Source organism: Streptomyces sp. MAI_2237 (assembly GCF_054189285.1).
Window position 1 is genome coordinate 643805 of record NZ_JAJPGQ010000003.1, and the last position, 25514, is coordinate 669318.

The 25514-nt window shown below is 70.5% G+C and carries 21 protein-coding genes and 6 tRNA genes; 15 read left to right on the forward strand and 12 right to left on the reverse strand.

The window, feature by feature from the left end:
• Nucleotides 1-90: 90 nt before the first annotated feature.
• From LN251_RS13175 to LN251_RS13195, 5 genes are all read left to right on the forward strand, one after another.
• Nucleotides 91-165 (forward strand) — tRNA-Asp (locus tag LN251_RS13175).
• A gap of 22 nt (nt 166-187) precedes the next feature.
• Nucleotides 188-261: transfer RNA gene (locus LN251_RS13180), tRNA-Phe, on the forward strand.
• Nucleotides 262-369: 108 nt separating this feature from the next.
• Entirely contained in the window at nt 370-4347 is a 3978-nt protein-coding gene (hrpA, locus tag LN251_RS13185) for an ATP-dependent RNA helicase HrpA (RefSeq protein ID WP_458244608.1), read from the forward strand.
• Nucleotides 4348-4441: 94 nt separating this feature from the next.
• A tRNA-Asp gene (locus LN251_RS13190) sits at nt 4442-4516 on the forward strand.
• A gap of 190 nt (nt 4517-4706) precedes the next feature.
• Complete coding sequence (locus tag LN251_RS13195; protein ID WP_458244609.1) at nt 4707-4898, forward strand: DUF6274 family protein; 192 nt, start codon at nt 4707-4709, stop codon at nt 4896-4898.
• 472 nt (nt 4899-5370) lie between these two features.
• Here the strand turns inward: LN251_RS13195 and bldC are convergent, their stop codons facing one another.
• Both bldC and LN251_RS13205 read right to left on the reverse strand, forming a co-directional pair.
• Nucleotides 5371-5577, reverse strand: coding sequence for a developmental transcriptional regulator BldC (gene bldC / locus LN251_RS13200; RefSeq protein ID WP_003949541.1), 207 nt, complete (start codon nt 5575-5577; stop codon nt 5371-5373).
• Nucleotides 5578-6112: 535 nt separating this feature from the next.
• A complete protein-coding gene (locus tag LN251_RS13205) occupies nt 6113-6955 on the reverse strand; it encodes a hypothetical protein (protein WP_458244610.1) in 843 nt (280 codons plus the stop codon).
• Nucleotides 6956-7177: 222 nt separating this feature from the next.
• On the opposite strand from LN251_RS13205, the gene LN251_RS13210 reads away from it, so the two are divergent.
• Nucleotides 7178-8281, forward strand: coding sequence for a Leu/Phe/Val dehydrogenase (locus LN251_RS13210; protein ID WP_458244611.1), 1104 nt, complete (start codon nt 7178-7180; stop codon nt 8279-8281).
• Nucleotides 8282-8562: 281 nt separating this feature from the next.
• Nucleotides 8563-8820 carry a DUF3073 domain-containing protein gene (locus LN251_RS13215; RefSeq protein ID WP_458244612.1) on the forward strand — a complete coding sequence of 86 codons (258 nt, stop codon included), beginning with the start codon at nt 8563-8565 and terminating at the stop codon, nt 8818-8820.
• 71 nt (nt 8821-8891) lie between these two features.
• Here LN251_RS13215 and purM read toward each other — a convergent pair whose 3' ends face one another.
• The 7 genes from purM to purS form a co-directional block, all read right to left on the reverse strand.
• Nucleotides 8892-9959 carry a phosphoribosylformylglycinamidine cyclo-ligase gene (gene purM, locus LN251_RS13220; protein WP_458244613.1) on the reverse strand — a complete coding sequence of 356 codons (1068 nt, stop codon included), beginning with the start codon at nt 9957-9959 and terminating at the stop codon, nt 8892-8894.
• A gap of 45 nt (nt 9960-10004) precedes the next feature.
• Complete coding sequence (gene purF / locus LN251_RS13225) at nt 10005-11534, reverse strand: amidophosphoribosyltransferase (protein WP_458244614.1); 1530 nt, start codon at nt 11532-11534, stop codon at nt 10005-10007.
• 61 nt (nt 11535-11595) lie between these two features.
• The gene (locus LN251_RS13230; protein WP_458244615.1) at nt 11596-12042 is read right to left on the reverse strand and encodes an META domain-containing protein; all 447 of its coding nucleotides are present in this window, start codon (nt 12040-12042) and stop codon (nt 11596-11598) included.
• 37 nt (nt 12043-12079) lie between these two features.
• The gene (locus tag LN251_RS13235; RefSeq protein ID WP_458244616.1) at nt 12080-12877 is read right to left on the reverse strand and encodes a sterol carrier family protein; all 798 of its coding nucleotides are present in this window, start codon (nt 12875-12877) and stop codon (nt 12080-12082) included.
• A 93-nt stretch (nt 12878-12970) separates the two neighbouring features.
• Entirely contained in the window at nt 12971-15229 is a 2259-nt protein-coding gene (purL, locus tag LN251_RS13240) for a phosphoribosylformylglycinamidine synthase subunit PurL (protein WP_458244617.1), read from the reverse strand.
• Entirely contained in the window at nt 15226-15906 is a 681-nt protein-coding gene (gene purQ, locus LN251_RS13245; protein WP_383677318.1) for a phosphoribosylformylglycinamidine synthase subunit PurQ, read from the reverse strand. The genes purL and purQ overlap by 4 nt, the downstream gene beginning before the upstream one ends.
• The gene (gene purS, locus LN251_RS13250; RefSeq protein WP_058924447.1) at nt 15903-16166 is read right to left on the reverse strand and encodes a phosphoribosylformylglycinamidine synthase subunit PurS; all 264 of its coding nucleotides are present in this window, start codon (nt 16164-16166) and stop codon (nt 15903-15905) included. Before purS ends, purQ begins: the two co-directional genes overlap by 4 nt.
• Nucleotides 16167-16446: 280 nt before the next feature.
• Here purS and LN251_RS13255 point away from each other — a divergent pair, with 280 nt between their 5' ends.
• From LN251_RS13255 to LN251_RS13290, 8 genes are all read left to right on the forward strand, one after another.
• Nucleotides 16447-16764 (forward strand): histone-like nucleoid-structuring protein Lsr2, encoded by a 318-nt coding sequence (locus LN251_RS13255; protein WP_058924446.1) that lies wholly within the window; start codon nt 16447-16449, stop codon nt 16762-16764.
• 138 nt (nt 16765-16902) lie between these two features.
• Nucleotides 16903-16974: transfer RNA gene (locus tag LN251_RS13260), tRNA-Gly, on the forward strand.
• An 81-nt stretch (nt 16975-17055) separates the two neighbouring features.
• Nucleotides 17056-17128, forward strand: a tRNA-Gly gene (locus LN251_RS13265).
• A gap of 158 nt (nt 17129-17286) precedes the next feature.
• Entirely contained in the window at nt 17287-18219 is a 933-nt protein-coding gene (locus tag LN251_RS13270) for an ABC transporter ATP-binding protein (RefSeq protein WP_458244618.1), read from the forward strand.
• Nucleotides 18216-18995 carry an ABC transporter permease gene (locus LN251_RS13275; protein ID WP_458244619.1) on the forward strand — a complete coding sequence of 260 codons (780 nt, stop codon included), beginning with the start codon at nt 18216-18218 and terminating at the stop codon, nt 18993-18995. Before LN251_RS13270 ends, LN251_RS13275 begins: the two co-directional genes overlap by 4 nt.
• Nucleotides 18996-19009: 14 nt before the next feature.
• The gene (locus LN251_RS13280; RefSeq protein WP_458244620.1) at nt 19010-20245 is read left to right on the forward strand and encodes a sensor histidine kinase; all 1236 of its coding nucleotides are present in this window, start codon (nt 19010-19012) and stop codon (nt 20243-20245) included.
• Entirely contained in the window at nt 20242-20856 is a 615-nt protein-coding gene (locus LN251_RS13285) for a response regulator (protein WP_458244621.1), read from the forward strand. Before LN251_RS13280 ends, LN251_RS13285 begins: the two co-directional genes overlap by 4 nt.
• A gap of 23 nt (nt 20857-20879) precedes the next feature.
• Nucleotides 20880-20955, forward strand: a tRNA-Gly gene (locus tag LN251_RS13290).
• Nucleotides 20956-20996: 41 nt separating this feature from the next.
• Here LN251_RS13290 and LN251_RS13295 read toward each other — a convergent pair.
• The 3 genes from LN251_RS13295 to LN251_RS13305 all read right to left on the reverse strand — a co-directional run bounded on the left by LN251_RS13295 (nt 20997) and on the right by LN251_RS13305 (nt 25429).
• Nucleotides 20997-21896 (reverse strand): phosphoribosylaminoimidazolesuccinocarboxamide synthase, encoded by a 900-nt coding sequence (locus LN251_RS13295; protein WP_458244622.1) that lies wholly within the window; start codon nt 21894-21896, stop codon nt 20997-20999.
• Between the two features lie 107 nt (nt 21897-22003).
• Nucleotides 22004-23506, reverse strand: a complete 1503-nt coding sequence (locus LN251_RS13300) for a N,N-dimethylformamidase beta subunit family domain-containing protein (RefSeq protein WP_458244623.1) — start codon at nt 23504-23506, stop codon at nt 22004-22006.
• Between the two features lie 168 nt (nt 23507-23674).
• Nucleotides 23675-25429, reverse strand: coding sequence for a hypothetical protein (locus tag LN251_RS13305; protein WP_458246713.1), 1755 nt, complete (start codon nt 25427-25429; stop codon nt 23675-23677).
• Nucleotides 25430-25514 lie beyond the last annotated feature (85 nt).

Here is a 25514-nt window from a genome sequence, read left to right on the forward strand (position 1 = left end):
CCCGCAGTCACCGAGTGGCAGCGGCGGAAACTCGCTGGGGACACGCAAAACGGTGTGCGACACTAGGTTCACTGGTTCGCACAACAGCAAGGTCCTGTGGAGCAGTTTGGAGTGCTCGCCACCCTGTCAAGGTGGAGGCCGCGGGTTCAAATCCCGTCAGGACCGCCGAGACCCTCACCGGTCTCGTGGCTGGGTAGCTCAGTTGGTACGAGCGATCGCCTGAAAAGCGATAGGTCGCCGGTTCGACCCCGGCCCCAGCCACAGCCAAGGCCCCGATCCCCGGATCGGGGCCTCGTTGTATGCCCGGCCACCCGCCCCGGTACAAATCGTTCGCCACGGATTTCCCGGGGATGAGATCCTGGATCGCGTATGTCTACGCACCCTGCCCCCGATGCCCCGGCCCTCGGCACCCTCGCCCCCCGCCTGACCGAGCTGTCCCTGCGCGACGCGCACCGGCTCGGGCGCAGGCTCGAAGGCGCGCGCAAGATCCGCAAGGCGGAGGCCCGTGCCGCCGTGCTCGCCGAGATCGAGGCGGAGGTCGCCCGCGCCGAGGAGCGCATGGGCGAACGGCGCGTCCGCGTCCCCGCGGTCAGCTACCCCGAGCAGCTGCCGGTCAGCCAGAAGAAGGACGAGATCGCCGCGGCCATCCGCGACCACCAGGTCGTCATCGTGGCCGGTGAGACCGGGTCCGGCAAGACCACCCAGATCCCGAAGATCTGCCTCGAACTGGGGCGCGGCGTACGCGGCATGATCGGCCACACGCAGCCCCGCCGGATCGCCGCGCGCACGGTCGCGGAGCGCGTGGCGGAGGAGATGGACACCCCCCTCGGCGAGGCCGTCGGCTGGAAGGTCAGGTTCACCGACCAGGTGAACCCGGACGCGACGTTCATCAAGCTGATGACGGACGGCATCCTGCTCGCCGAGATCCAGACCGACCGCGAGCTGCGCGCCTACGACACGATCATCATCGACGAGGCCCACGAGCGGTCCCTCAACATCGACTTCCTGCTCGGGTATCTCGCCCAGTTGCTGCCCAAGCGACCGGATCTGAAGGTCGTCATCACCTCGGCGACCATCGATCCCGAGCGTTTCTCCCGGCATTTCGGCGACGCCCCGATCGTCGAGGTCAGCGGGCGGACGTATCCGGTGGAGGTGCGCTACCGCCCCCTCCTGGAGGAGGACTCCGACGACGCCGACCGGGACCAGATCACGGCGATCACGGACGCCGTCGAGGAGCTGATGGGCGAGGGGAAGGGCGACATCCTGGTCTTCCTCTCCGGAGAGCGGGAGATCCGGGACACCGCGGACGCGCTCATGAAGAAGCAGTACCCCCGCGCCGGAGGCGCTGATTGGCAGGGCACGGAGATCCTGCCGCTCTACGCCCGCCTCTCGCACGCCGAGCAGCACCGCGTGTTCCAGCAGCACACCGGGCGCAGGATCGTTCTGGCGACGAACGTCGCCGAGACGTCCCTGACGGTCCCCGGCATCAAGTACGTCATCGACCCGGGCTTCGCGAGGATCAGCCGCTACAGCCACCGCACCAAGGTGCAGCGGCTGCCCATCGAGCCGATCAGCCAGGCCAGCGCCAACCAGCGCAAGGGCCGCTGCGGCCGTACCAGCGACGGCATCTGCATTCGGCTCTACTCCGAGGACGACTTCCTCGCCCGCCCGGAGTTCACGGACGCCGAGATCCTCCGCACGAACCTGGCCTCCGTCATCCTGCAGATGACCGCGGCCGGCCTCGGCGACATCGAGAAGTTCCCCTTCATCGATCCTCCGGACCACCGCAACATCCGTGACGGCGTGCAGCTGCTGCAGGAACTGGGCGCGCTCGACGCGGCCGAGAAGGACCCGCGCAAGCGGCTCACGCAGACCGGCCGCAAGCTCGCCCAGCTACCGGTCGACCCCCGGCTGGCCCGGATGGTCCTGGAGGCCGACAAGAACGGCTGCGTCCGCGAGGTCATGGTCATAGCCGCGGCGCTGTCCATCCAGGACCCGCGCGAGCGGCCCGCGGACAAGCAGGCGCAGGCCGACCAGCAGCACGCCCGCTTCAAGGACGAGACCAGCGACTTCCTGGCCTACCTGAACCTCTGGCGGTACGTCCGGGAACAGCAGAAGGAGCGGGGCTCCAGCTCCTTCCGCCGGATGTGCAAGCAGGAGTACCTCAACTTCCTGCGCATCCGCGAGTGGCAGGACATCTACTCCCAACTGCGCACGGTCGCCAAGCAGATGGGCATCCACCTCAACGAGGACGACGCACCGGGCGACCGTATCCACGTCTCCCTCCTCGCGGGTCTGCTGTCGCACATCGGCATGAAGGACGTCAAGGACGGCGCCAAGAACGAGTATCTGGGCGCCCGCAGCGCCAAGTTCGCGATCTTCCCCGGCTCGGCGCTGTTCAAGAAGCCGCCGCGGTTCGTGATGTCGGCGGAGCTGGTGGAGACCTCGCGCCTGTGGGCCCGCGTCAACGCCAGGATCGAGCCGGAGTGGGTCGAACCCCTCGCCGGCCACCTCCTCAAGCGCACCTACAGCGAGCCGCACTGGGAGAAGGACCAGGCGGCGGTGATGGCGTACGAGAAAGTCACGCTCTACGGCGTCCCGATCATCGCCCAGCGCAAGGTGAACTACGGCCGGATCGACCCCGAGGCCTCCCGCGAACTGTTCATCCGCAACGCCCTCGTCGAGGGCGACTGGCGCACCCACCACAAGTTCTTCGCCGACAACCGCAAGCTGCTGAGCGAGGTCGAGGAGCTCGAACACCGCGCCCGGCGCCGGGACATCGTCGTCGACGACGAGACGCTCTTCGACTTCTACGACGCCCGGGTGCCCGAGCACGTGGTCTCCGGAGCCCACTTCGACTCCTGGTGGAAGCGCAAGCGGCACGAGCAGCCGGAGTACCTGGACTTCGAGCGCGAGATGCTCATCAGGGAGTCGGCGGAGGCGGTCACCAAGGCCGACTATCCGGACTCCTGGCGGCAGGGCGGCCTGAAGTTCCGGGTGACGTACCAGTTCGAGCCGGGTGCGGACGCCGACGGTGTGACGGTCCACATCCCGCTGCAGGTCCTCAACCAGGTCAAGGACGAGGGCTTCGACTGGCAGATCCCGGGTCTGCGGGAGGAGTTGGTGACGGAGCTGATCCGCTCCCTGCCCAAGCCGATCCGCCGCCACTACGTTCCGGCCCCGAACTTCGCGAAGCGGTTCCTGGACACGGCCGTACCCCTGCAGGAGCCGCTGACGACGACCATGGCGCGCGAGCTGAAGCGCATGGTCGGAGTGCCCTTCACCGCCGAGGACTTCGACTGGTCGAAGGTCCCGGAGCATCTGCGCGTCACCTTCCGGATCGTGGACGAACGGCGGCGGAAGCTGGCCGAGGAGAAGGACCTGGAGACACTGCGGCTGCGGTTGCGGCCCAAGGCCCGCCAGGCCCTGTCCCAGGCGGCCGCGGCGACGGCGGAGCGCTCCGGCGGGGAATCCCTGGAACGCTCCGGCCTGACCGACTGGACGATCGGATCCCTCAGCCGCGTCTTCGAGACCCGCCGCGCCGGCCAGCCGGTGAAGGCGTACCCGGCGCTCGTGGACGACGGCGACACGGTCTCCGTACGCCTCTTCGACACGGAGGCGGAGCAGGCGGAGGCGATGTGGAAGGGCACCCGCCGGCTCATCCTGCGCAACATCCCGGTCAACCCGGCGAAGTTCGCGTCCGAGAAGCTGACGAACGCCCAGAAGCTCGCCCTCTCCGCCAATCCGCACGGCTCGATCCAGGCGCTCTTCGACGACTGCGCGATGGCCGCGGCCGACAAGCTGATCGGGGACTTCGGGGGGCCGGCGTGGGACGAGGAGTCGTACCGCAAGCTGTACGAGAGGGTGCGCGCGGAGATCGTGGACACCACCGTCCGCACGGTGGGTCAGGTGCAGCAGGTGCTGGCCGCCTGGCAGGCCTGTGAGCGCCGTCTGAAGGGCGTCCGCAGTCCCGTCCTGCTGCCCAACCTCCAGGACGTCCGGGCCCAGCTGGACGCCCTCGTGAAGCCGGGCTTCGTCACCGAGGCCGGTCTGCGCCGCCTTCCCGACCTGATGCGGTACCTGGTCGCCGCGGACCGCCGCCTCCAGCAGATGCCGACCAACGTCCAGCGCGACACCACGCGCATGGAGAAGGTCCACGAAATGCGGGACGAGTACGCCTGGCTCCTGGAACAGCTCCCCCAGGGCCGCCCGGTGCCGTCCTCGGTCAAGGACATCCGCTGGATGCTGGAGGAGCTCCGGGTCAGCTACTTCGCGCACGCGCTGGGCACGGCGTACCCGGTCTCGGACAAGCGGATCGTGAAGGCGATCGACGCGGCCGCACCGTGACCAGCCCCTCACAGAGGGTGAGTTCGACCAGGGGGCTCACCCTCCTGTACAGTCTCTTCTCGCAGCGCAACGCACGAATAGCGCCGCGAAACCTGGTCCTGTGGAGCAGTTTGGAGTGCTCGCCACCCTGTCAAGGTGGAGGCCGCGGGTTCAAATCCCGTCAGGACCGCAGTGAAGAAAGAAGGGCCCGCACCCTACGGGGGTTGCGGGCCCTTCTTCATGCCTCAACGGCCCGTTGCGCACCGAGGCCTCGAAGTGTTCCCACAGACCCCCCTGCGTCCCACGCCGTCTTGACGGCGTCTTCATCCGTCGGTACCCAGAGACCAGGGCCCTTTCCCCGTGGGCCCTGGAGGTGGCGCATGACGGCTTCGGTGAGGCACGAGACGCGAGCTCTGCTCCGTGCACATCTGTCGGCCGCCTCGTCGTACCGCCATCTGACCCGCCACTGCCCGATCTGCCACCACCTCCTGCGGCTGGCGATGGACTCCGTGCCGCCGGCCGCCGAGGCGCCGGACGAGGTGGTCGAGGAAGAGAGTCCAGCCGGTGCGTGAGCGCCCGGACCGCCCAACACCCGTACGCCCGGGGGAAGCTGGAGCGCCGACCCCCTTTAGCGCACGCGCGGCGGCGCCAACAAGCTGTGGGCCGTGTGACGGGTGTCACCGCATGAGTTTCTGAGATCGCGGTACTTACACCCCGCCTACAACAGGTCAATTTAATATGTGCAATTGCACCACCCTGGGCGGGTCGCCCCAGGGGCGCTCACAGGAGATCCGACAGCCCTCCCCAGACTCCGACAAGCCCGCCCACAGGGCCGGCCGGGCGGGCGGGCCGCGCGCACAAAAAAGATCGCGCCGGACTCGGCGGAGTCCAGCGCGATCGACGACGCACCCTGTCGCTTGCTCGAAAAGTCCCGATGGGCTTGGGCGTGGGTCCTGTTGGGGCAGAACCCGCGTCGCTTGGAGCTAGGGTTCGGGCAACTCGACGCAGTTGGGGGACCTGCCGGTTTGCCCTGTTATGAAGTTGTCAGGCCTCGCTGCGCTGCTGGGGGATGCCCGCAAGCAGAGCACGGACCTCCGCCTCGCGGTAGCGGCGGTGCCCGCCGAGCGTACGGATCGAAGTGAGCTTTCCGGCCTTCGCCCACCGCGTGACCGTCTTGGGGTCGACGCGGAACATGGTGGCGACCTCAGCCGGGGTCAGCAGCGGCTCGGCATCAGGGGTGCGAGCGGTCATGAGCGGCCTCCTCGGGAGAACCGAACCTTCTCGGTTCTTTCCTCTAAATTCTGCACCTTGACCCGCGTTGCCCGAAATGGTGGACGCGGGTCGAGTCGGTTATAGGACGAACGGCTTGTCCTCGGCACTACAACTACACCATCTGTCCAGCCGCGTCGGCCAAACCGATGGAATTGCCCTCCAGGTGTTCATCAGCGACGGAAGCCGATGGACCATGCCATAGCGGACAGTCACGCCACTGTGACGATCAGTCACAGGACGATCAGGAGTCACCAGACCCCCCAAAGCGTGCAATGCGGACGGAGTCCTCCCCGGACTCCTTGTCCTATTTTGGCATGAGGAGGGGCAAGCGACGCAAGAGCCGGGAACGTGCGGTCCGTCACCCTCGACACATAAGCCCGGATCGGGCCGTACGTCCGATGTTGACGACACCTCAGTAACCTCGGTGCGAGGACGAAACCCCAAAACGGGCGATTCGTCAAACGCCAGTTCGTTATCTAAGGCACGGCGCGGCTCCCCGAAGCAGGCCAGGGCGCTAGTTGGCCGACCGCCGGTCCCTGACGGACCGCCAGCGCTCCACGAGCCGCCCGTACGCCTCCCCGGCGGCCGCGCCGTCGCCGCGGCGCAGCGCCTCGATGCCCTCGGCCACGTCGGCCGCCGAGTGGTCGTCCTCCAGCTCACCGGCCGGCAGGGTGTGCACCAGGCCGCCGTAGTCCAGCTCGACCAGGGAGCGGGGGTGGAACTCCTCCAGCCAGCGCCCCACGTCCAGCAGACCGTCGATGAGCGGCCCCTCGTCGATGGCGTCCTTCAGCGCCCGCAGGGCGCGCGCCACGCGCCGCCGGGCCTGCACCATCGGCGTCCGGTAGCGCAGCATCGGCGGAATGTCCCCGGAGCCCTTGTCGAAGCGCCGCTCCTCGTCGGCGACCAGCACGAACCAGTGCAGCGGCACCTGCCAGGTCCCCGTGCGGATCCAGGGCCGCGCGTCCGGGTTGCGCACCAGCCAGCGCTCGTAGTCCTGGGTCGCCTGCCGTCGTACGACCTCCGGCAGCACCGCGTCGAGGACCGGTGGGGGCAGCTCGTCGCCCAGCTCCTGCAGGGCCTGCCAGCCGCGCAGCCGGGTGCGCCACGGGCACACGCACACCACGCCGTCCACGTCCAGGACGAACGCCTCGCTGCTCTCGTGCACCGGCACCGGGACGGGCGGAGTGGGCAGCAGGTCGGCGAGGGAGCGACGCAGTTCGTCCTGGTACGAGGGCCGGTCGGAGCGGTCCGCGTAGCGGGCCCAGTGGCCGCGCTCGGGCTCGGGGAAGGCGGCCAGCGGTTCGTAGACGCGCAGATACGTCGCGTACGGAACGATCACCGAGGACACCTTGGGCACGCCTGCTCCCTCCCCCGCCCGCCACCGGGAAAACCTGCGGAACCCGCCACGAACCTGCGGGAAATCCATGCAAATCGTCGCACGGGCGCTCCTGGGGAACGAGTGATCCTCAACACTGCCCGGATGGCGGGCCCCACAGGCTCTACTCTCGTCCTCACGGGCCCCCGCCACCCGTACGGGAGCCCAGTCCACCCGCCGCTCTTTACTTCAGGAGTCACCACAGTGACCGACGTGACCGGCGCACCTGCTGATGTACTGCACACCCTGTTCCACTCGGACCAGGGCGGACATGAGCAAGTCGTGCTCTGCCAGGACCGCGCCAGCGGGCTGAAGGCCGTCATCGCCATCCACTCCACCGCCCTGGGCCCGGCCCTCGGCGGCACGCGCTTCTACCCGTACGCGACCGAGGCGGAGGCCGTCGCCGACGCGCTCAACCTCGCGCGCGGGATGTCGTACAAGAACGCCATGGCCGGTCTCGACCACGGCGGCGGCAAGGCCGTGATCATCGGCGACCCGGAGCGCGACAAGACCGAGGAGCTGCTGCTCGCCTACGGGCGGATGGTCGCCTCCCTCGGCGGCAGGTACGTCACCGCGTGCGACGTCGGCACCTACGTCGCCGACATGGACGTCGTCGCCCGCGAGTGCCGCTGGACCACCGGCCGCTCGCCCGAGAACGGCGGCGCCGGCGACTCCTCCGTGCTGACCGCCTACGGCGTCTACCAGGGCATGCGGGCCAGTGCCCAGCACCTGTGGGGCGACCCGTCGCTGCGCGGCCGCAAGGTCGGCATCGCGGGCGTCGGCAAGGTCGGCCACCACCTGGTGCGGCATCTGCGCGACGAGGGCGCCGAGGTCGTCATCACGGACGTCCGCGAGGAGGCCGTCGGGCGGATCCTGGCGGCCCATCCCGAGGGCGTGACGGCCGTCGCCGACACGGAGGCCCTGATCCGCGTGGAGGGCCTGGACATCTACGCCCCCTGCGCGCTGGGCGGCGCCCTGAACGACGACACCGTGCCCGTGCTGACCGCGAGGATCGTCTGCGGGGCGGCCAACAACCAGCTCGCCCACCCGGGCGTGGAGAAGGACCTCGCCGACCGCGGGATCCTCTACGCGCCGGACTACGTGGTCAACGCCGGCGGTGTCATCCAGGTCGCCGACGAGCTGCACGGCTTCGACTTCGAGCGGTGCAGGGCGAAGGCGGCGAAGATCTTCGACACCACGCTCGCGATCTTCGCACGTGCGAAGACGGACGGGATTCCGCCGGCCGCCGCGGCCGACCGGATCGCCGAGCAGCGGATGCACGAGGCCGCCGGGGAACGCGCGCTGTGAACGTTTGACCGGTACCCGCCGGCGGGCACTTAGAGAGAACTCTCACGTTCGTCGGCGGGTCGGCCGCCGATAAGTGGTTAAAATCGCGATTGACCAGCGAGGACAGGGCGCCTCGAAGGTCCTGGGCACACGCTGCCCCTGCGGGCGACGTACCGTATGGGCGTGGGCTCAGGTACCGTGGAAGCCCTACGGACCGGCCTCTCCACGGAGAGTCCGTTCCAGATCATGAACGCGTGTCAGACTCTGGGGCCGTCGAGCCCCGTCGTTGAGGGGGTCGAGCCATGGGGCGCGGCCGGGCCAAGGCCAAGCAGACGAAGGTCGCCCGCCAGCTGAAGTACAACAGCGGCGGGACGGACCTCTCACGCCTGGCCGAGGAGCTGGGCGCATCGTCGACATCGAATCAGTCACCGAACGGTGACCATTTCGAGGACGATGGGCAGGACGACGACGACCTGTACTCCCGTTACGCCGACCTCTATGAGGACGACGACGACGAGGAAGAGGGCGGCAACCCTTCACAGCAGCGTCGCGGCGCTTGACGTCGCATAGTGAGCACCTACCCGGTCGGTGACCTCGGTCACCGACCGGGTTCTGTGCTGCCTGCCTCGGATCAGCTCGCGTAGTCCCCGACCAGGGCGGCACCGGTGGTGTGCTCGCCCCGCTCGGTGATCTCGCCGGCCACCCACGCCTCGACGCCCCGGTCCGCCAGTGTGGCGAGCGCCACGTCCGTGGACTCCTCGGGCACGATCGCGATCATGCCGACACCCATGTTCAGCGTCTTCTCCAACTCCAGGCGCTCGACCTGACCCGTCTTTCCGACGAGGTCGAAGATCGGGGCCGGGGTCCAGGTGGAACGGTCGACGATCGCGTGCAGGCCGTCCGGGATCACCCGGGCCAGGTTGGCCGCGAGGCCGCCGCCGGTGACGTGGCTGAAGGCGTGCACGTCCGTGGTGCGCGTCAGGGCCAGGCAGTCCAGCGAGTAGATCTTGGTCGGCTCCAGCAGTTCCTCGCCGAGGGTGCGGCCCAGGTCCTCGATCCGCGCCTCCAGGGACAGACCCGCCCGGTTCAGCAGGACATGCCGGACGAGCGAGTACCCGTTCGAGTGAAGCCCGGAGGCCGCCATGGCGATGACGGTGTCACCCGTACGGATGCGATCGGCGCCCAGCAGCCGGTCGGCCTCCACGACGCCCGTACCGGCGCCGGCGACGTCGAAGTCGTCCTCGCCCAGCAGACCCGGGTGTTCGGCCGTCTCGCCGCCCACCAGGGCGCACCCGGCCAGCACACAGCCTTCCGCGATGCCCTTGACGATCGCGGCGACCCGCTCGGGGTGGACCTTGCCGACGCAGATGTAGTCGGTCATGAACAGCGGCTCGGCGCCGCACACCACGATGTCGTCCATGACCATCGCGACCAGGTCGTGGCCGATGGTGTCGTACACGCCCAGCTGACGGGCGACGTCCACCTTCGTGCCCACGCCGTCGGTGGCCGAGGCGAGCAGGGGCCGCTCGTAGTTCTTCAGGGCGGAGGCGTCGAAGAGGCCGGCGAAGCCGCCGAGGCCGCCGAGGACCTCGGGGCGCTGCGTCTTCTTCACCCACTCCTTCATGAGTTCCACGGCGCGGTCGCCCGCTTCGATGTCGACGCCCGCGGCTGCGTAGCTGGCACCAGTTGTCTCAGACATGGCTAGTGAGAACTTTCGTGTCGTACGGCAGGTTTTACGGGCGGTCTACGGGCGACGGATCGCGTCGGCCGCGGCCGTGGCGGCCGGCCCCGCGGCCAGCTCGGTCTCCAGGAGCTGCTTGCCGAGCAGCTCGGGGTCGGGGAGCTCCATCGGGTACTCGCCGTCGAAGCAGGCGCGGCAGAGGTTCGGCTTGGCGATGGTGGTCGCCTCGATCATGCCGTCGATGGAGATGTAGGCCAGGGAGTCGGCGCCCAGCGAGGTGCCGATCTCTTCGATCGTCATGCCGTTGGCGATGAGCTCGGCGCGGGTGGCGAAGTCGATGCCGAAGAAGCAGGGCCACTTCACGGGCGGCGAGGAGATCCGGATGTGGACCTCGGCCGCGCCCGCCTCGCGCAGCATCCGCACCAGCGCCCGCTGGGTGTTGCCGCGCACGATCGAGTCGTCGACGACGACCAGGCGCTTGCCCTTGATGACTTCCTTCAGCGGGTTCAGCTTCAGGCGGATGCCGAGCTGCCGGATGGTCTGCGAGGGCTGGATGAAGGTCCGGCCGACATAGGCGTTCTTGACCAGTCCGGCGCCGAAGGGGATGCCGGAGGCTTCCGCGTAGCCGATGGCCGCGGGCGTTCCGGACTCCGGGGTCGCTATGACCAGATCGGCCTCGACCGGAGCCTCCTTCGCCAGCTTGCGGCCCATCTCCACACGGGAGAGGTAGACGTTCCGGCCGGCGATGTCGGTGTCCGGGCGGGCCAGGTACACGTACTCGAAGACACAGCCCTTGGGCTTCGCGTCCGCGAATCGGGAGGTGCGCAGGCCGTTCTCGTCGATGGCGACGAACTCGCCCGGCTCGATCTCGCGGACGTAGCTGGCGCCGCAGATGTCGAGGGCGGCGGACTCGGAGGCGACCACCCAGCCGCGCTCCAGACGCCCGAGGACCAGCGGGCGGATGCCCTGCGGGTCGCGGGCGGCGTAGAGGGTGTGTTCGTCCATGAAGACCAGGGAGAAGGCGCCGCGCACCTTCGGCAGCACCGTGTGGGCCGCCTCCTCGATGGTCAGGGGCTTGCCGTCCGCGTCCTCCTGGGCGGCGAGCAGCGCCGTCAGGAGGTCGGTGTCGTTGGTGGCCGCCACGCGCGGGGCGCGGCCGCCCTCCTTCTTCGGCAGGTCGGCGACCATCTCGGCGAGCTGCGCCGTGTTGACCAGGTTGCCGTTGTGGCCGAGCGCGATGGAGCCCTGCGCGGTGGCGCGGAACGTCGGCTGGGCGTTCTCCCACACGGAGGCGCCGGTGGTCGAGTAGCGGGCGTGTCCGACCGCGATGTGACCCTGGAGCGAACCGAGAGAGGTCTCGTCGAAGACCTGGGAGACGAGGCCCATGTCCTTGAAGACGAGGATCTGGGAGCCGTTGCTGACCGCGATTCCCGCGGATTCCTGGCCCCGATGCTGGAGGGCGTAGAGCCCGAAGTAAGTGAGCTTGGCGACCTCTTCGCCCGGAGCCCAGACTCCGAAGACGCCGCAGGCGTCCTGGGGGCCTTTCTCACCGGGGAGCAGATCATGATTGAGTCGACCGTCACCACGTGGCACGGCTCCGAGTGTAGGCGAGATCGACCACTGGTCCGAATTGGGGTTACTGGTCAGTAGTGGATCACTTTCGGACGACGGCTCGGACCTTCAGGCCGTTTGTGCTGGTCAGCGTGAGGGTGTCGTGATCGACTCGGTAGCCGACCGTGTGGTGGAACAGCCCCAGCAGGGCTCGTTCGGTCTGCATGAGTGAGGCGTCGCACATCATTCGGGTGGTCATCGGTCGGCCGAGCGCGATGTGCCCGGCGCGTACGGTCGCCGTGGCGTCGACGTGATTGCAGCCGAGCCGGCCGGCCGCCTTGTGGGTCTTGGCGTCGAAGGAGAGGTACGGACTGCCGTGCGCGACGCCGGTCGTGCCGTTCACCGTGATGTCCCTGACGCTCCAGTCGACGCCCGTGACGGGCCGCTCGACGGCCACCGAGCCGCTGCCGCCGTCCGCCTTCTCGCTGCCGCACGCCACCGCGAGCGGCACCAGTGTCAGGACGGCGAGGGTGAGTCGCTGTGTGTCCATGGGGATGGGACGGGAGGGACCCGCGCCCGGTTCCGGCTCAGCTCATCACGGGCAGCAGCCCGCCGAGGTCCGCCCGCTCCCCGCTCGCGCTGACTTTGGCGTCCGCGAGCGCGTCCTTCCAGGTCAGCCGACCGGTCGCCAGCCGGATCCAGGTCAGCGGGTCGGTCTCGACGACGTTGGGCGGGGTGCCGCGGGTGTGCCGCGGCCCCTCGACGCACTGCACCACGGCGTACGGCGGCACCCGCACCTCGGTGGAGCCGCCGGGCGCCTTCGCGGCGAGGGCGTCCGCGAGCAGCCGGGTGCAGGCCGCGAGGGCCTGCCGGTCGAACGGCACCTGAAGCCCCGGCACCGCGGCGTTCAGGTCGTCCGTGTGGACGACGAGTTCGACGGTACGGGTGACCAGCAGGTCGGCGAGGGTGAGGGCGCCGGTGCGGAAGGCGAGGACCCGGCCGTCGGGCGTACCGGCGAGCGTGCCGGACAGCCGCTCGGCGACGACGGTCAGGGCGGCGTTCGCGTCGGCGTCGCGCCGGGCGAGCTCGTGGGGGGCCTCGGACAGCAGCTCGGCGTCGGCGGCGGTGCCGAACGCCCACTCCAGCAGCGTGATCTCCGCCCGGGGCGGCTCGGGCAGCTCGGCGAGACGGGCGACGACGTCGATGCACCTGCCGATGTGCGCGACCAGCTCCCGCACCGACCAGTCACCGAGCCGGGTCGGCAGCGCGAGCTGCTCGGGGCCGAGCGTGCCGACGGCCTCGCGGACGTGGTCGAACTGCGCCGCCACGGCCTTGCGGATCTTGGCGGAGTCGTACGTGCGCGCGCGTTTCCCGGCCGGTGACATGGGCTCAGCCTAGAGCGGCCGGCGCGTGGGCCGGACATGGCCGAAGGCCCCGCCCGTTCGGCACGGGCGGGGCCTTCGGCGTCGTACGGGCGCCTACTTCAGCAGCGCGGGGATGGTCTCCTCGTGCGCCCGGCGCAGCTCGTCCAGGGAGAGCTCGAACTCGCCCTGCACCTCCACCGACTCGCCGTCGACGACACCGATGCGGGTCACGGGCAGGCCCCGGGCGCCGCACATGTCGTTGAAGCGGACCTCCTCGGAGCGCGGCACGGCGACGACCGCGCGGCCCGCCGACTCGGAGAAGCAGAACGTGAAGGCGTCCAGCCCGTCCGGGACGACCAGACGCGCGCCCTTGCCGCCGAGCAGTGCCGACTCCACGACCGCCTGGATCAGACCGCCGTCGGACAGGTCGTGCGCCGAGTCGATCATGCCGTCGCGGCTGGCGGAGATCAGGATCTCGCCGAGCAGCCGCTCCCGCTCCAGGTCGACCTTGGGCGGCAGGCCGCCGAGGTGGTCGTGGACGACCTGCGACCAGGCCGAGCCGCCGAACTCCTCACGCGTGTCGCCGAGGAGGTAGAGCAGGTGGCCCTCCTCCTGGAAGGCGACCGGCGTACGGCGGGCGACGTCGTCGATCACGCCGAGGACCGCGACCACGGGGGTCGGGTGGATGGCGGCCTCGCCCGTCTGGTTGTAGAGCGAGACGTTGCCGCCGGTCACCGGGGTGCCGAGCTGCTGGCAGCCGTCGGCGAGACCACGAATGGCCTCGGCGAACTGCCACATGACGGCCGGGTCCTCGGGCGAGCCGAAGTTCAGGCAGTCGGAGACGGCGAGCGGCTTTGCGCCGGTGGTGGCGACGTTGCGGTACGCCTCCGCCAGTGCCAGCTGGGCGCCGGTGTACGGGTCGAGCTTGGCGTACCGGCCGTTGCCGTCGGTCGCGATGGCGACGCCGAGGCCGGTCTCCTCGTCGATGCGGATCATGCCGGAGTCCTCCGGCTGCGCGAGGACGGTGTTGCCCTGCACGAAGTGGTCGTACTGCGAGGTGATCCACTTCTTGGAGGCCTGGTTGGGGGAGGCCACCAGCTTCAGGACCTGGTCCTTCAGCTCCTCGCCCGTGGCCGGGCGGGGCAGCTTGTTCGCGTCGTCGGCCTGGAGGGCGTCCTGCCAGTCCGGACGGGCGTACGGGCGCTCGTAGACCGGGCCGTCGTGGGCGACGGTGCGCGGGTCGACGTCGACGATCTTGCCGCCGTGCCAGTAGATCTCCAGGCGGTCGCCGTCGGTCACCTCACCGATGACGGTGGCGATGACGTCCCACTTCTCGCAGATCTCCAGGAAGCGCTCGACCTTCGCCGGCTCCACGACCGCGCACATGCGTTCCTGCGACTCGCTCATGAGGATCTCCTCGGGCGAGAGCGTGGAGTCGCGCAGCGGTACGTCGTCCAGGGTCACGCGCATGCCGCCGGAGCCGTTGGAGGCCAGCTCGGAGGTGGCGCAGGACAGACCGGCCGCGCCGAGGTCCTGGATGCCGACGACCAGCTTCTCCTTGAACGCCTCCAGGGTGCACTCGATGAGGAGCTTCTCCTGGAAGGGGTCGCCGACCTGGACGGCCGGGCGCTTCGACGGCTTGGCGTCGTCGAAGGTCTCGGAGGCCAGGATCGAGGCGCCGCCGATGCCGTCGCCGCCGGTCCGGGCGCCGTAGAGGATGACCTTGTTGCCGGCGCCGGACGCCTTGGCGAGGTGGATGTCCTCGTGCCGCATGACGCCGATGGCACCGGCGTTGACCAGCGGGTTGCCCTGGTAGCAGGCGTCGAAGACGACCTCGCCGCCGATGTTGGGCAGGCCCAGGCAGTTGCCGTAGCCGCCGATGCCGGCGACGACGCCGGGCAGCACGCGCTTGGTGTCGGGGTGGTCGGCCGCGCCGAAGCGCAGCGGGTCCACGACCGCGACCGGGCGGGCGCCCATCGCGATGATGTCGCGGACGATGCCGCCGACGCCGGTGGCCGCGCCCTGGTAGGGCTCGACGTACGACGGGTGGTTGTGCGACTCGACCTTGAAGGTGACCGCGTAGCCCTGGCCGACGTCGACCACGCCGGCGTTCTCGCCGATGCCGACGAGGAGGGCGTCGGACTGCGGGGCCTTCTCGCCGAACTGGCGCAGGTGGACCTTGGAGGACTTGTACGAGCAGTGCTCGGACCACATGACGGAGTACATGGCGAGCTCGGCGCCGGTCGGGCGGCGGCCGAGGATCTCCACCACCCGCTCGTACTCGTCCTTCTTCAGGCCGAGTTCGGCCCAGGGCAGCTCGACGTCGGGGGTCGCGGCCGCGTTCTCGACCGTGTCCAGAGGCGTCCTGCTCATGCGGTGACCAGCTTCTTGAGGATCGAGGTGAAGAAGGGGAGGCCGTCGGTACGGCCCGTGCCGATCAGCGGCTCGGTGGCGTGCTCGGGGTGCGGCATCAGGCCCACGACGTTGCCGGCCTCGTTGGTGATGCCCGCGATGTCGCGGAGCGAGCCGTTGGGGTTGAAGTCCATGTACCGGAAGGCGACACGGCCCTCGGCCTCGAGCTTGTCGAGGGTGTACTCGTCGGCCACGTAGCGGCCGTCCATGTTCTTCAGCGGGATGTGGATCTCCTGGCCCGCCTCGTAGTCCACGGTCCAGGCCGTCTCCGCGTTCTCCACCCGCAGCTTCTGATCGCGGCAGATGAAGTGCAGGTGGTCGTTGCCGAGCATGCCGCCCGGCAGGAGGTGGGCCTCGGTGAGGATCTGGAAGCCGTTGCAGATGCCGAGGACCGGCAGTCCGGCCTTCGCCTGCTCGATGACCGTCTCCATCACGGGCGAGAAGCGGGAGATGGCGCCGGCCCGCAGATAGTCGCCGTAGGAGAAACCACCGGGGAGGACGACCGCGTCCACCTGGTGCAGGTCCTTGTCCTTGTGCCAGAGGGCGACGGGTTCGGCGCCCGCGAGGCGGATCGCGCGCTGGGTGTCCCGGTCGTCGAGGCTGCCCGGGAAAGTGACGACGCCAATACGAGCGGTCACTTCGCGGCCTCCGCGACTTCCTCGATCCGCACGGTGAAGTTCTCGATCACGGTGTTGGCCAGGAAGGATTCGGCGAGATCATGGATGCGGGCGAGCGCGGCCTCGTCGACCGGTCCGTCAACTTCCAGTTCGAATCGCTTTCCCTGACGTACATCGGAGATGCCTTCGAAACCCAGTCGCGGCAGTGCGCGCTGGACCGCCTGGCCCTGGGGGTCGAGGATCTCCGGCTTGAGCATGACGTCGACTACGACGCGTGCCACTGGCACTCCCGATGGTGTGGTGCTGAGCAGGTTCCTGAAGGTGTCTCCGACAGGCGTCTTCAGACTACCCGCACGAAATTTCTACGCGCGTCGACTTGTAGGAATCTACGTGATCGCGGTCACGATCGACCGGGCGGCGTCTTGTTCACCAAAATTTCCGGGATCGGCACCCGGTACCTATTGCGCTCGGACACGCCAAAGGATTTAGTCGGGCTTCACAATGCTTTGCCGGGCACTGTACAAATAATTTGGCACGTGCCGAATGAAGGGACCGATATTCGTGGCGCAGAAGGTCGTGGTCACTCTCTTTGACGACATCGACGGCTCGGAAGCGGCGGAAACGATCGCCTTCGGACTCGACGGCAAGTCGTACGAGATCGACCTGAATCAAGCCAATGCAGAGAAACTGCGTAAGGCGCTCGAGCCCTACGTGGAGGCCGGCCGCAAGCGGTCGAAGTCGGGCAAGGCCTACCGGCAGACCGAGGTCGCCCCCGACCCCGCCGCCGTCCGGGCCTGGGCGCAGGCCAACAAGATGGACGTCCCCGCCCGCGGGCGCATCCCCAAGAAGGTCTACGAGGCGTTCGGCGAGGCCCAGTAGAGGAGTGACCGGCCCTCTGACCGACGGCCGGTCAGCCGCCCCTCGGGAGAACCGACTTGCGCTGCACCCCTCCTGGTCGGCTAGAGTCTGGAGCACGCCGAGGGGCAAGGCCGAAAGGCCGAACCTCACGGAGTACATGCGGGTGTAGTTCAGTAGCAGAACATCCCCCTTCCAGGGGGAAGGCGCAGTGTGCAATTCCTGTCACCCGCTCTGCACCACCGGTCCGGACCACTGTTGTGGATCAGGTAGGCTGGTGCTCGCGCCGATCGGTGGGAGCCGGTCGGAGGCAATGCGGACGTAGCTCAGTTGGTAGAGCGCAACCTTGCCAAGGTTGAGGTCGCGAGTTCGAGCCTCGTCGTCCGCTCTGGAATCAAGCCCCCCGGCTTCGGCCGAGGGGCTTTTTCATGTTCGCCTCCCCCAAGGCCGTCCCTCCCGTCCCTGCCCTCCCTGTCTGACATTTGTCATGCCGAGCGATGACAGCGCGCACTGCTGACCGCTCCCCTGCGCCGGGACGCTGAGGACATGGACACGAACGAACACGTGATTGAGGTCACTGACCTGCGGCGTGTGTACGGGGGCGGGTTCGAGGCGGTGCGCGGGATCACCTTCTCCGTGAACCGCGGCGAGATCTTCGCTCTGCTCGGCACCAACGGCGCGGGCAAGACGTCGACGGTGGAACTGCTGGAGGGGCTCGCGCGGCCGGCCGGGGGCCGGGTGCGGGTGCTCGGGCACGACCCGTACGAGGAGCGGGCCGCCGTACGGCCCCGCACCGGCGTGATGCTCCAGGAGGGCGGCTTCCCGTCCGAGCTGACCGTCGCCGAGACCGCGCGGATGTGGGCGGGCTGCGTGAGCGGGGCACGCCCTGAGACCGAGGCGCTGGAGCTGGTCGGGCTCGCGGGCCGCACCGGCGTACGCGTGAAGCAGCTGTCCGGGGGTGAACGGCGCCGCCTCGACCTGGCGCTCGCACTGCTCGGCGAGCCCGAGGTGCTGTTCCTGGACGAGCCGACCACCGGCCTCGACGCCGAAGGACGCCGGGACACCTGGGAGTTGGTGCGGGCACTGCGCGAGACGGGCACGACGGTGCTGCTGACCACGCACTACCTGGAGGAGGCCGAGGGCCTCGCCGACCGGCTGGCGATCCTGCACGAGGGACGCATCGCGACGACCGGCACGCCCGCCGAGGTGACGGCCGCCCAGCCCGCCCGCATCTCCTTCCGGCTGCCCGACGGCTACTTCCTGGGCGACCTGCCACCCCTCGGCGAGCTGGGGGTGTGCGGGCACGAGCTGGACGGCAGGGTCGTACGGCTGCGGACCCGGGAGCTGCAGCGGACGGCCACCGCACTGCTGGTGTGGGCGCAGGGCGAGCGGGTGGAGCTGCCGGGGCTAGACGTCCGGTCGGCCTCGCTGGAGGAGGCGTTCCTCGGGATCGCCCGGGAGCAGGGGGTGGCGGCGTGAGCGCGCTCGTCCTCGCCCCTGCCGGGCGGCGGCTGCGGGCCCTTGCCCGGGCGGAGCTGACGCTGCTGGGACGCAACCGGAGCGCGGTGACCACAGCACTGCTGGTGCCGCTGGCGCTGCCGTTCACCGTCAGGCCCGCGCTCGACGGGATGGATCTCCAGCGGTCGGGGCTGAACACCGGCACGGTGACGCTGACCGCGGCCATCGGCTTCTCCTTCCTGTTCTCGGTCTACACCGGCCTGGTGAGTGCCTTCGTCGCCCGCCGCGAGGAACTCGTCCTCAAACGCCTGCGGACCGGGGAACTCGGCGACGCCGAGATCCTCCTCGGCACCGCCCTGCCCGCCGCGTGCCTCGGCCTCGCCCAGTCACTGGTGCTGACGCTTGGCTGCGTGCTCTTCCTCGACGCGGGGGCACCACGGGCGCCCTACCTGGTCGCGCTCGGCGTCCTCATGGGTCTGGTGCTGTGCGCCGCGCTCGCCGCGCTCACCGCCTCCTTCACCCGGACCGCCGAGAGCGCCCAGGTCACGGCGCTGCCGCTGGTGTTCGTGTCGATGCTGGGCTCGGGCATCGCGATCCCGGCCGGCACCCTGCCCGACCGGTTCGCCTCCGTGTGCGCGCTGCTGCCGCTGTCCCCCGCGATCCGGCTGGTGAGCGGCGGGTTCACCGGCCGGCTGAGCGCCGCCGAGGCGCTGGCGTCCGCGGCGGTCGCACTGGCCTGGCTCGCGGCCGCGGTGTTTGCTGTACGGCGGTGGTTCCGGTGGGAACCCCGGCGTTGACGGACGGGGGAGCGGTGCTCGGGCGCATACGGGGATGGCAGCGGCGCCACTGGCGGGAGCGCAGCAAGGCCGAGCGGGTCGAGCTGCAGACCGTGATCACCTGGTACGTCACAACCTGGATCTTCTCCGTCTCCTGGCTCGGGCTGCCCCTGGTGGGCGCGCTGGCCCGGCGGCCGGCGCCGCTGGCCGTCGGCGGGCTGCTGCTCCTCGTCGGCGCCCTGCAGTGCGTCGAGGCCAACCGGCGCACCCGGCCGGTGCTCGACCACTACCTGGGCCGCGCTCCCCTCCCGCCCGGCGCACTGCGCCCCGGCGCCGGGCTGCTCGCCCTCGCGCTGGCCCTGACCCTGGTGCTGGCCTCGCTGGACGGCGCCGACCCGATGGGCGTCCGGCTCTTCGCCGGCGCCTCGCTGCTGCCCTTCGGGCTGCTGTACGGGCTGGTGGCGCCCATCGGGGTCTTCCTGCGCCGGTCCGCCGCGCTCGCCGTGGTGCTGATGGCCGTCTTCGGCTGGGTCGCCCCCGAGCCCGCCGGGATTCTCATGATCGGAGTGCTGACCGTCTTCGGGGCGCTCTTCTCGCTGCTCGCCTGCCGCTGCGGCGCCTGGACCCTGTCCGTGCTGTGGGAGGCGGAGCGGGCCCGCGAGGTCGAGGCCCGGCTCGCCGTCGCCGAGGAGCGGCTGCGGTTCGGGCGCGACCTGCACGACGTGGTGGGGCGGAACCTGGCCGTCATCGCGCTCAAGAGCGAGCTGGCCGTGCAACTGGCGCGGCGCGGACGGCCGGAGGCGGTGGAGCAGATGATCGAGGTGCAGCGGATCGCCCAGGAGTCGCAGCGGGAGGTGCGGGAGGTCGTACGGGGATACCGGAAGGCCGACCTGGGGATCGAACTCGCGGGTGCGCAAGGGGTGTTGAGTGCGGCCGGGATCGAGTGCGAGGTGCGCGGAGCGGCCACCGGGCTGGCTCCCGAGGTGCAGTCGGCGCTCGGCTGGGTCGTGCGCGAGGCGACGACGAACGTGCTGCGGCACGGCGACACCCGACGGTGCGCGGTCGTCCTGACGGTGGAGGAAGGACGTGTGGTGCTGACCGTGGAGAACGACGGGGCCTCGGCCCCCGCGGGCGCGGGCGGCTCGGGGCTGGCGGGGCTGCGCGAGCGGCTGTCGGCGGTGGGCGGGACCCTGGAGGCCGGCCGGGTCGGAGGAGACCTGTTCCGAGTGGTGGCCGAGGTGCCCGTGCAGGTGCGCGAGGTCACGGCATGACCGGCCCCGTGCGGCTGCTGCTCGCCGACGACGAGCATCTGATCCGGGGTGCGCTGGCCGCGCTGCTCGGACTGGAGGACGACCTCCTGGTCGTCGCCGAGGCGGCGAGCGGGCCGGAGGCGCTGGCGATGGCGAGGGCGCACGAACCGGACGTGGCCGTGCTGGACCTGCAGATGCCGGGCGCCGACGGTGTGAAGGTCGCCACATCCCTGCGGGCCGAACTGCCCGGCTGCCGGGTGCTGATCGTGACCGGTCACGGGCGGGCCGGGCATCTCAAGCGGGCCCTCGCGGCGGGGGTGCGCGGGTTCGTCCCCAAGACGGTGAGCGCCCAGCGCCTGGCCGAGATCATCCGGACCGTGCACTCCGGACAGCGCTACGTCGACCCCGAGTTGGCCGCCGACGCCATCGCCTCCGGGGACTCCCCGCTGACCGCGCGGGAGGCCGAGGTGCTGGAACTGGCCGCCGACGGGGCGCCCGTCGCGGAGATCGCCGAGCGGGCCGCGCTGTCGCAGGGGACCGTGCGGAACTATCTCTCGTCGGCCGTCTCGAAGCTCGGTGCGGAGAACCGGCACGCGGCCGTGCGACTCGCACGGGAGCGAGGTTGGGTATAGTTGGCGTCGCGCCACGGCGCACTGCGGACGTAGCTCAGTTGGTAGAGCGCAACCTTGCCAAGGTTGAGGTCGCGAGTTCGAGCCTCGTCGTCCGCTCCACAGCGAAGGCCCCGGTCACCGACCGGGGCCTTCGTCATGGGTCAGCTCCAGCCGGTGCCCGTCAGACGCTCGTACGCCTCGATGTACTTCGCCCGCGTCGCGTCCACGACCTGCTGCGGCAGCGGGGGCGGAGGCTGCTCGCTCTTTCGGTCCCAGCCGGACTCCGGCGAGGTCAGCCAGTCGCGCACGAACTGCTTGTCGTACGACGGCTGCGCGCGGCCCGGCTGCCACTGGTCGGCCGGCCAGAACCGGGAGGAGTCCGGGGTGAGGATCTCGTCCGCGAGGACCAGGGTGTCGCCGTCGAAGCCGAACTCGAACTTGGTGTCGGCGAGGATGATGCCGCGGTCCCGGGCGATGTCCCGGCCACGCCCGTAGACGGCGAGGGTGGCCTGGCGCAGCTCGGCCGCGGTGTCGGCGCCGACGCGGCGCGCGACCTCCTCGTACGAGACGTTCTCGTCGTGCTCGCCGACCTCGGCCTTGGTGGCCGGGGTGAAGATCGGGGCGGGCAGTTCGCTGCCGTCGACCAGGCCCTCGGGCAGGGCCAGCCCGCAGACCGTGCGGGAGTCGTTGTACTCCAGCAGGCCCGAGCCGGTCAGGTAGCCGCGGGCGACGGCCTCCACCGGGACCATCCGCAGCGATTTGCAGACGAGCGTCCGGCCGGCCCAGTCGGCGGGGGCGCCGGCCGGCAGTTCGGTGCTCAGCACATGGTTGGGGATCAGATCGGCGATCTGGTCGAACCACCACAGGGACAACTGGGTCAGCACCCGGCCCTTGTCGGTGATTTCCGTCGGCAGCACCCAGTCGAAGGCCGAAATGCGGTCACTGGCGACCATCACGAGGTCGCCCGCCTCGTTCTGGTAGAGCTCGCGCACCTTGCCGGTGTGGAGGTGAACCAGGCCCGGAACCTGGAGCGGCTCGGGCTTTTCTACGAATCCGGACACGGTTCCTCCCTGTAGTTCTGTCCTATGGCTCGATTCTCCCGTATGCCGGGGATCGCCCAGGGGGTGGGGTCGGCTCGGAAGGGGCGGTGACGTGGGCGTACGTGAGCTCAGTCACGTTTGCAGATGCGGTCCAGGAGGTTGGCGGTGGCGCGCTGGACCCGGGCGTCGACGTGGCCCGGACGGTCCAGGGCGGGCGACCAGGCGAAGGTCCCGGACGCGAACACCAGGGCCCCGGAGGGGGCGCGGTAGAGCGAGGTCTCCTGGTGACGCTGGACGCCCTCGGAGTCGGTGTACGGGGAGTGCGCCAGCAGGATGCGGTCCTCGTGGTCGGGCAGGGGGGTGCGCGGGAAGTAGCGGTCAGCCTCGCCCGCGACCATCCCCTCGATCGGGTCGCCCTCGTGCGCGCCGGTCGCCTCCCACAGCCAGTGGTCGGCGTTGCGGACGATCAGGGGATGGGGCTCGGGGACCCGGCCCGCGTACTGGATGCCGACCACCTGCTGCTCGGGGCGGTCGATCTCCCGCCACAGGACGGGTTTGCCGGGGCCCTTGCGTTTTCGGCAGGTCAGCAGGCGGTCGGGCACCCCGGAGGGAGACGGGCCCAACTCGACCTGCCAGTACATGGAGTTCGCGGAGAGGAACACCAGGGAGGTGCCGTTCTCGCGGGCGATCTCGACCGTGCGGCGCATGTTCGCCGACCAGTACTCGTCGTGCCCGGGGAAGACCAGGCCCCGGTAGCGGGTGGGATCGACGTGCCCCGCGTGCAGGTCGCGGGCGTCGGCGTAGGCGAGGTCATAGCCGTAGCGCTCGGCGAAGCGGATGAAGTCGTAGGCGTGGCCCACGTGGAGCGGGAGGCCGGCGCCGGCGTACGGGCGGTCGAAGGAGACGGTCGTCGCCGCGTCGGACTCGCCGAGGAGCCGGCCCTGCTCGTCCCAGGCGTGGTACAGGCTGGCGCCGGTGCGGCCGTCCTCCGGGTAGAGGTTGTACGCCTGCCAGGTCACGTCGGGCAGGAGCAGCAGCAGGTCGGCGGGGTGGTTGTCGCGGATCGTGAACGGGATGTGGGAGCGGTAGCCGTCGACGGTGGTCAGGACGGCCACGTACGCCCCGATGCTCCAGTGGCTCGGGATCTGCAGCCGCCACGACAGCCACCAGTGGTGACAGGAGACCGTGCGGTCGGCGGTGAGCGGCGGGGGCTGAACGATGCCGGAGAGGCGGGGGCTGGTGGTGATCTTGGCCGCGCCGTCGCCGCCGTAGTGTCCGATGCGGTAGATGTCCACGGCGAACTCCTGGGGCGGGTCGACCGTGATGTGGAAGTCGACGGCCTGGCCCGGGGCGACCGCGCCGGTGGAGATGAAGCCCTTGATCTGGCGGTGGACGTCGTCGGCGGAGCGTGGGCCGCCTGCGCTCCGGGGGCCCGGGACCCGGTGGGTGCCGGGCGTCGGGGGATGGGCCTGGCCGTCCAGGTACCAGGGGACGACCTGGCCGGTGTCGTCGAAGTAGGTGACGTTGCCGCGCAGCCAGGGGACGGGGCCCTGGCCGAAGGGATCGGTGACGGCGTGTGCCAGCGCTCCGGACTCCCAGCGGCGGATGTGCTCCGATCGCTCCGATTCCATGATCGCTCCCCTCCCTCGTGCCCCCGTGGTCGCGTGTCCTGTGCCGCAAGCCCTTGCCATGTGCCCGATCGGTCCCAGCACATCACATTACGCACGCAGGTGGTCACAGTTCGTTGCGAATTGGCCGAAAGTGGAACAGCTCGTTCCGGTACGGCTGGGTGGGCGGGGTCAGACGAGCCGTACGGGTTTCTCCGGGCGTATGCCGGACTCCCGCAGCCAGGCCCGCAGCGGGGCGGGGTCGCCGTCCTCCACGAGGCTCAGGACCCGGGGGGTCAGGTCGGCGGCCCGTTCGCCGGCGATCAGGAGCGTGGGGCCGTCCAGCCAGTCCAGGCCCGGGGCCGCGCCGGCGGTGTCCATGGCGGCGCAGCACACCATCGCGGTGACATGGTCGGTGAGCAGCTCGCGGGCCGTGCGGGGCGGCTGGAGCGGGAAGAGCGGCAGTGCCGTGTCGTCCCAGGGAGCGGGGTCGGCGGCGGTGGGCCGGGGAGCGGGGGCGGCCTCTTCCCGGGCGAGCTGTGCGGTCAGCGCCGCGGCGAGGGCGGCCGCGCGTTCGTTCTCGACCTCTGCCTCGGCCTCGGCCTCGTGGTCGGCGGGCGCCGGGCGCTCGGGCGCGGTCCGCCCGGCCTCAGCAGCGATGGCGACCGGACTCGGGGGCGCCGAGAGGTGGGCCAGGATCCGGGTCAGGGTGGGGCCGTCCGGGGCCGGGGCCGCGGGGTCCGTGGAGCGGGTGACACCCAGCGTGTCCAGGACGTGGTGGAGGCGGGCCGCGTCCGTGCGCCATTTACGGTCGACGACCTCCTCCGGGTACTCCTGCCAGTCCACCGGGGCCCAGTCGGGACCGGTCTCGGCGGGGCCGCCGTGGAAGAGCCGGGCGGCGAGGAGGGAGACGGCCTCGTCGACCGCGCCGGGCTCCTCCAGCAGGTCGCAGGCCGGACGCTCGCCCAGGCGGGAGGCGAAGCCCTCGGCGAGGCGGTCACGGCGGGACAGCTCCGTCAGGGCCGCCACCACGCCCGCGTCGAGCCGGGACGGCCAGCGGCCCATCCGCCAGGCGGGCAGCGCCACCCGGGTCAGGAGGCGGTCCCAGCCCGCGTAGGCCAGGCCCACCTGTTCCTGGGCGACGATGCGCAGGCCGTAGTCCACAGCCTGTGCACGCTCCGCCGCCGCTGCCGCGACACCGCGCTCCATCAGCGCCGCGTGCTCCCGGCAGCTGCGCAGCAGCAGGCGCGCCACGGCACCCAGTCCGGCGCAGACGCCTCGGGTCAGCGGGCAGCGGGCGGGGGTGGAGGCGACGGCCACCGCGGCGTCCAGCCCGCGCACGAAGCGCCGGGCGGCGGCTATGTCCGGGTGGGCCGAGGGGCCCGTACCCGCGACGACCGGCGCGAGGACCGCGCGCAGTTCACCGACGCGCATCCACCACAGGAACGGCGAGCCGATGACCAGGACCGGGGCCGCGGCCGCCCGGCGGTGGGCGGAACGGGCGCCGGCTATCTCGTCGCCGTCCTCCCGCGCGGGCGGGCCGTGCGAAGGGTGGGTGCGGTCCTCCAGCCAGCTGTCGCAGTCCGGGGTGAGCGCTATCGCGGACGGAGCCGGGACGTCCAGGCGGTCGGCGAGATCGCGCACCATCCGGTACAGATCCGGCGCCGAGCCCTCCGGGACGGGGACGGTCGGGGTGACGGCCGGGCGGGCCCGGGCGACGACCAGGGCGATGACTCCGGCGGCGAGCAGCACGAGGACGGCGACAGGGGTCACCGCCCAGCGGGCGGCGTGCCAGAACGGGCCCACGAGATGGCCCGTGGAGTCGCCGACGAGCAGGATCACGGCGACCGCCGCGGGCAGCAGCGCCACGGCCAGCGCGCGGCCGCGGATGCGCAGCACGGCGAGAGCCCTCGAGCGCGCGGCCTGCGCGCCCATTTCCGCACCCATGCCGGTACCGGTCACCACCGGTATCTCACCCCCTCCCCTGCTGTCCTGAATGTCCAGCTGTCCTGGCTTTGGTCACTCCCCCACT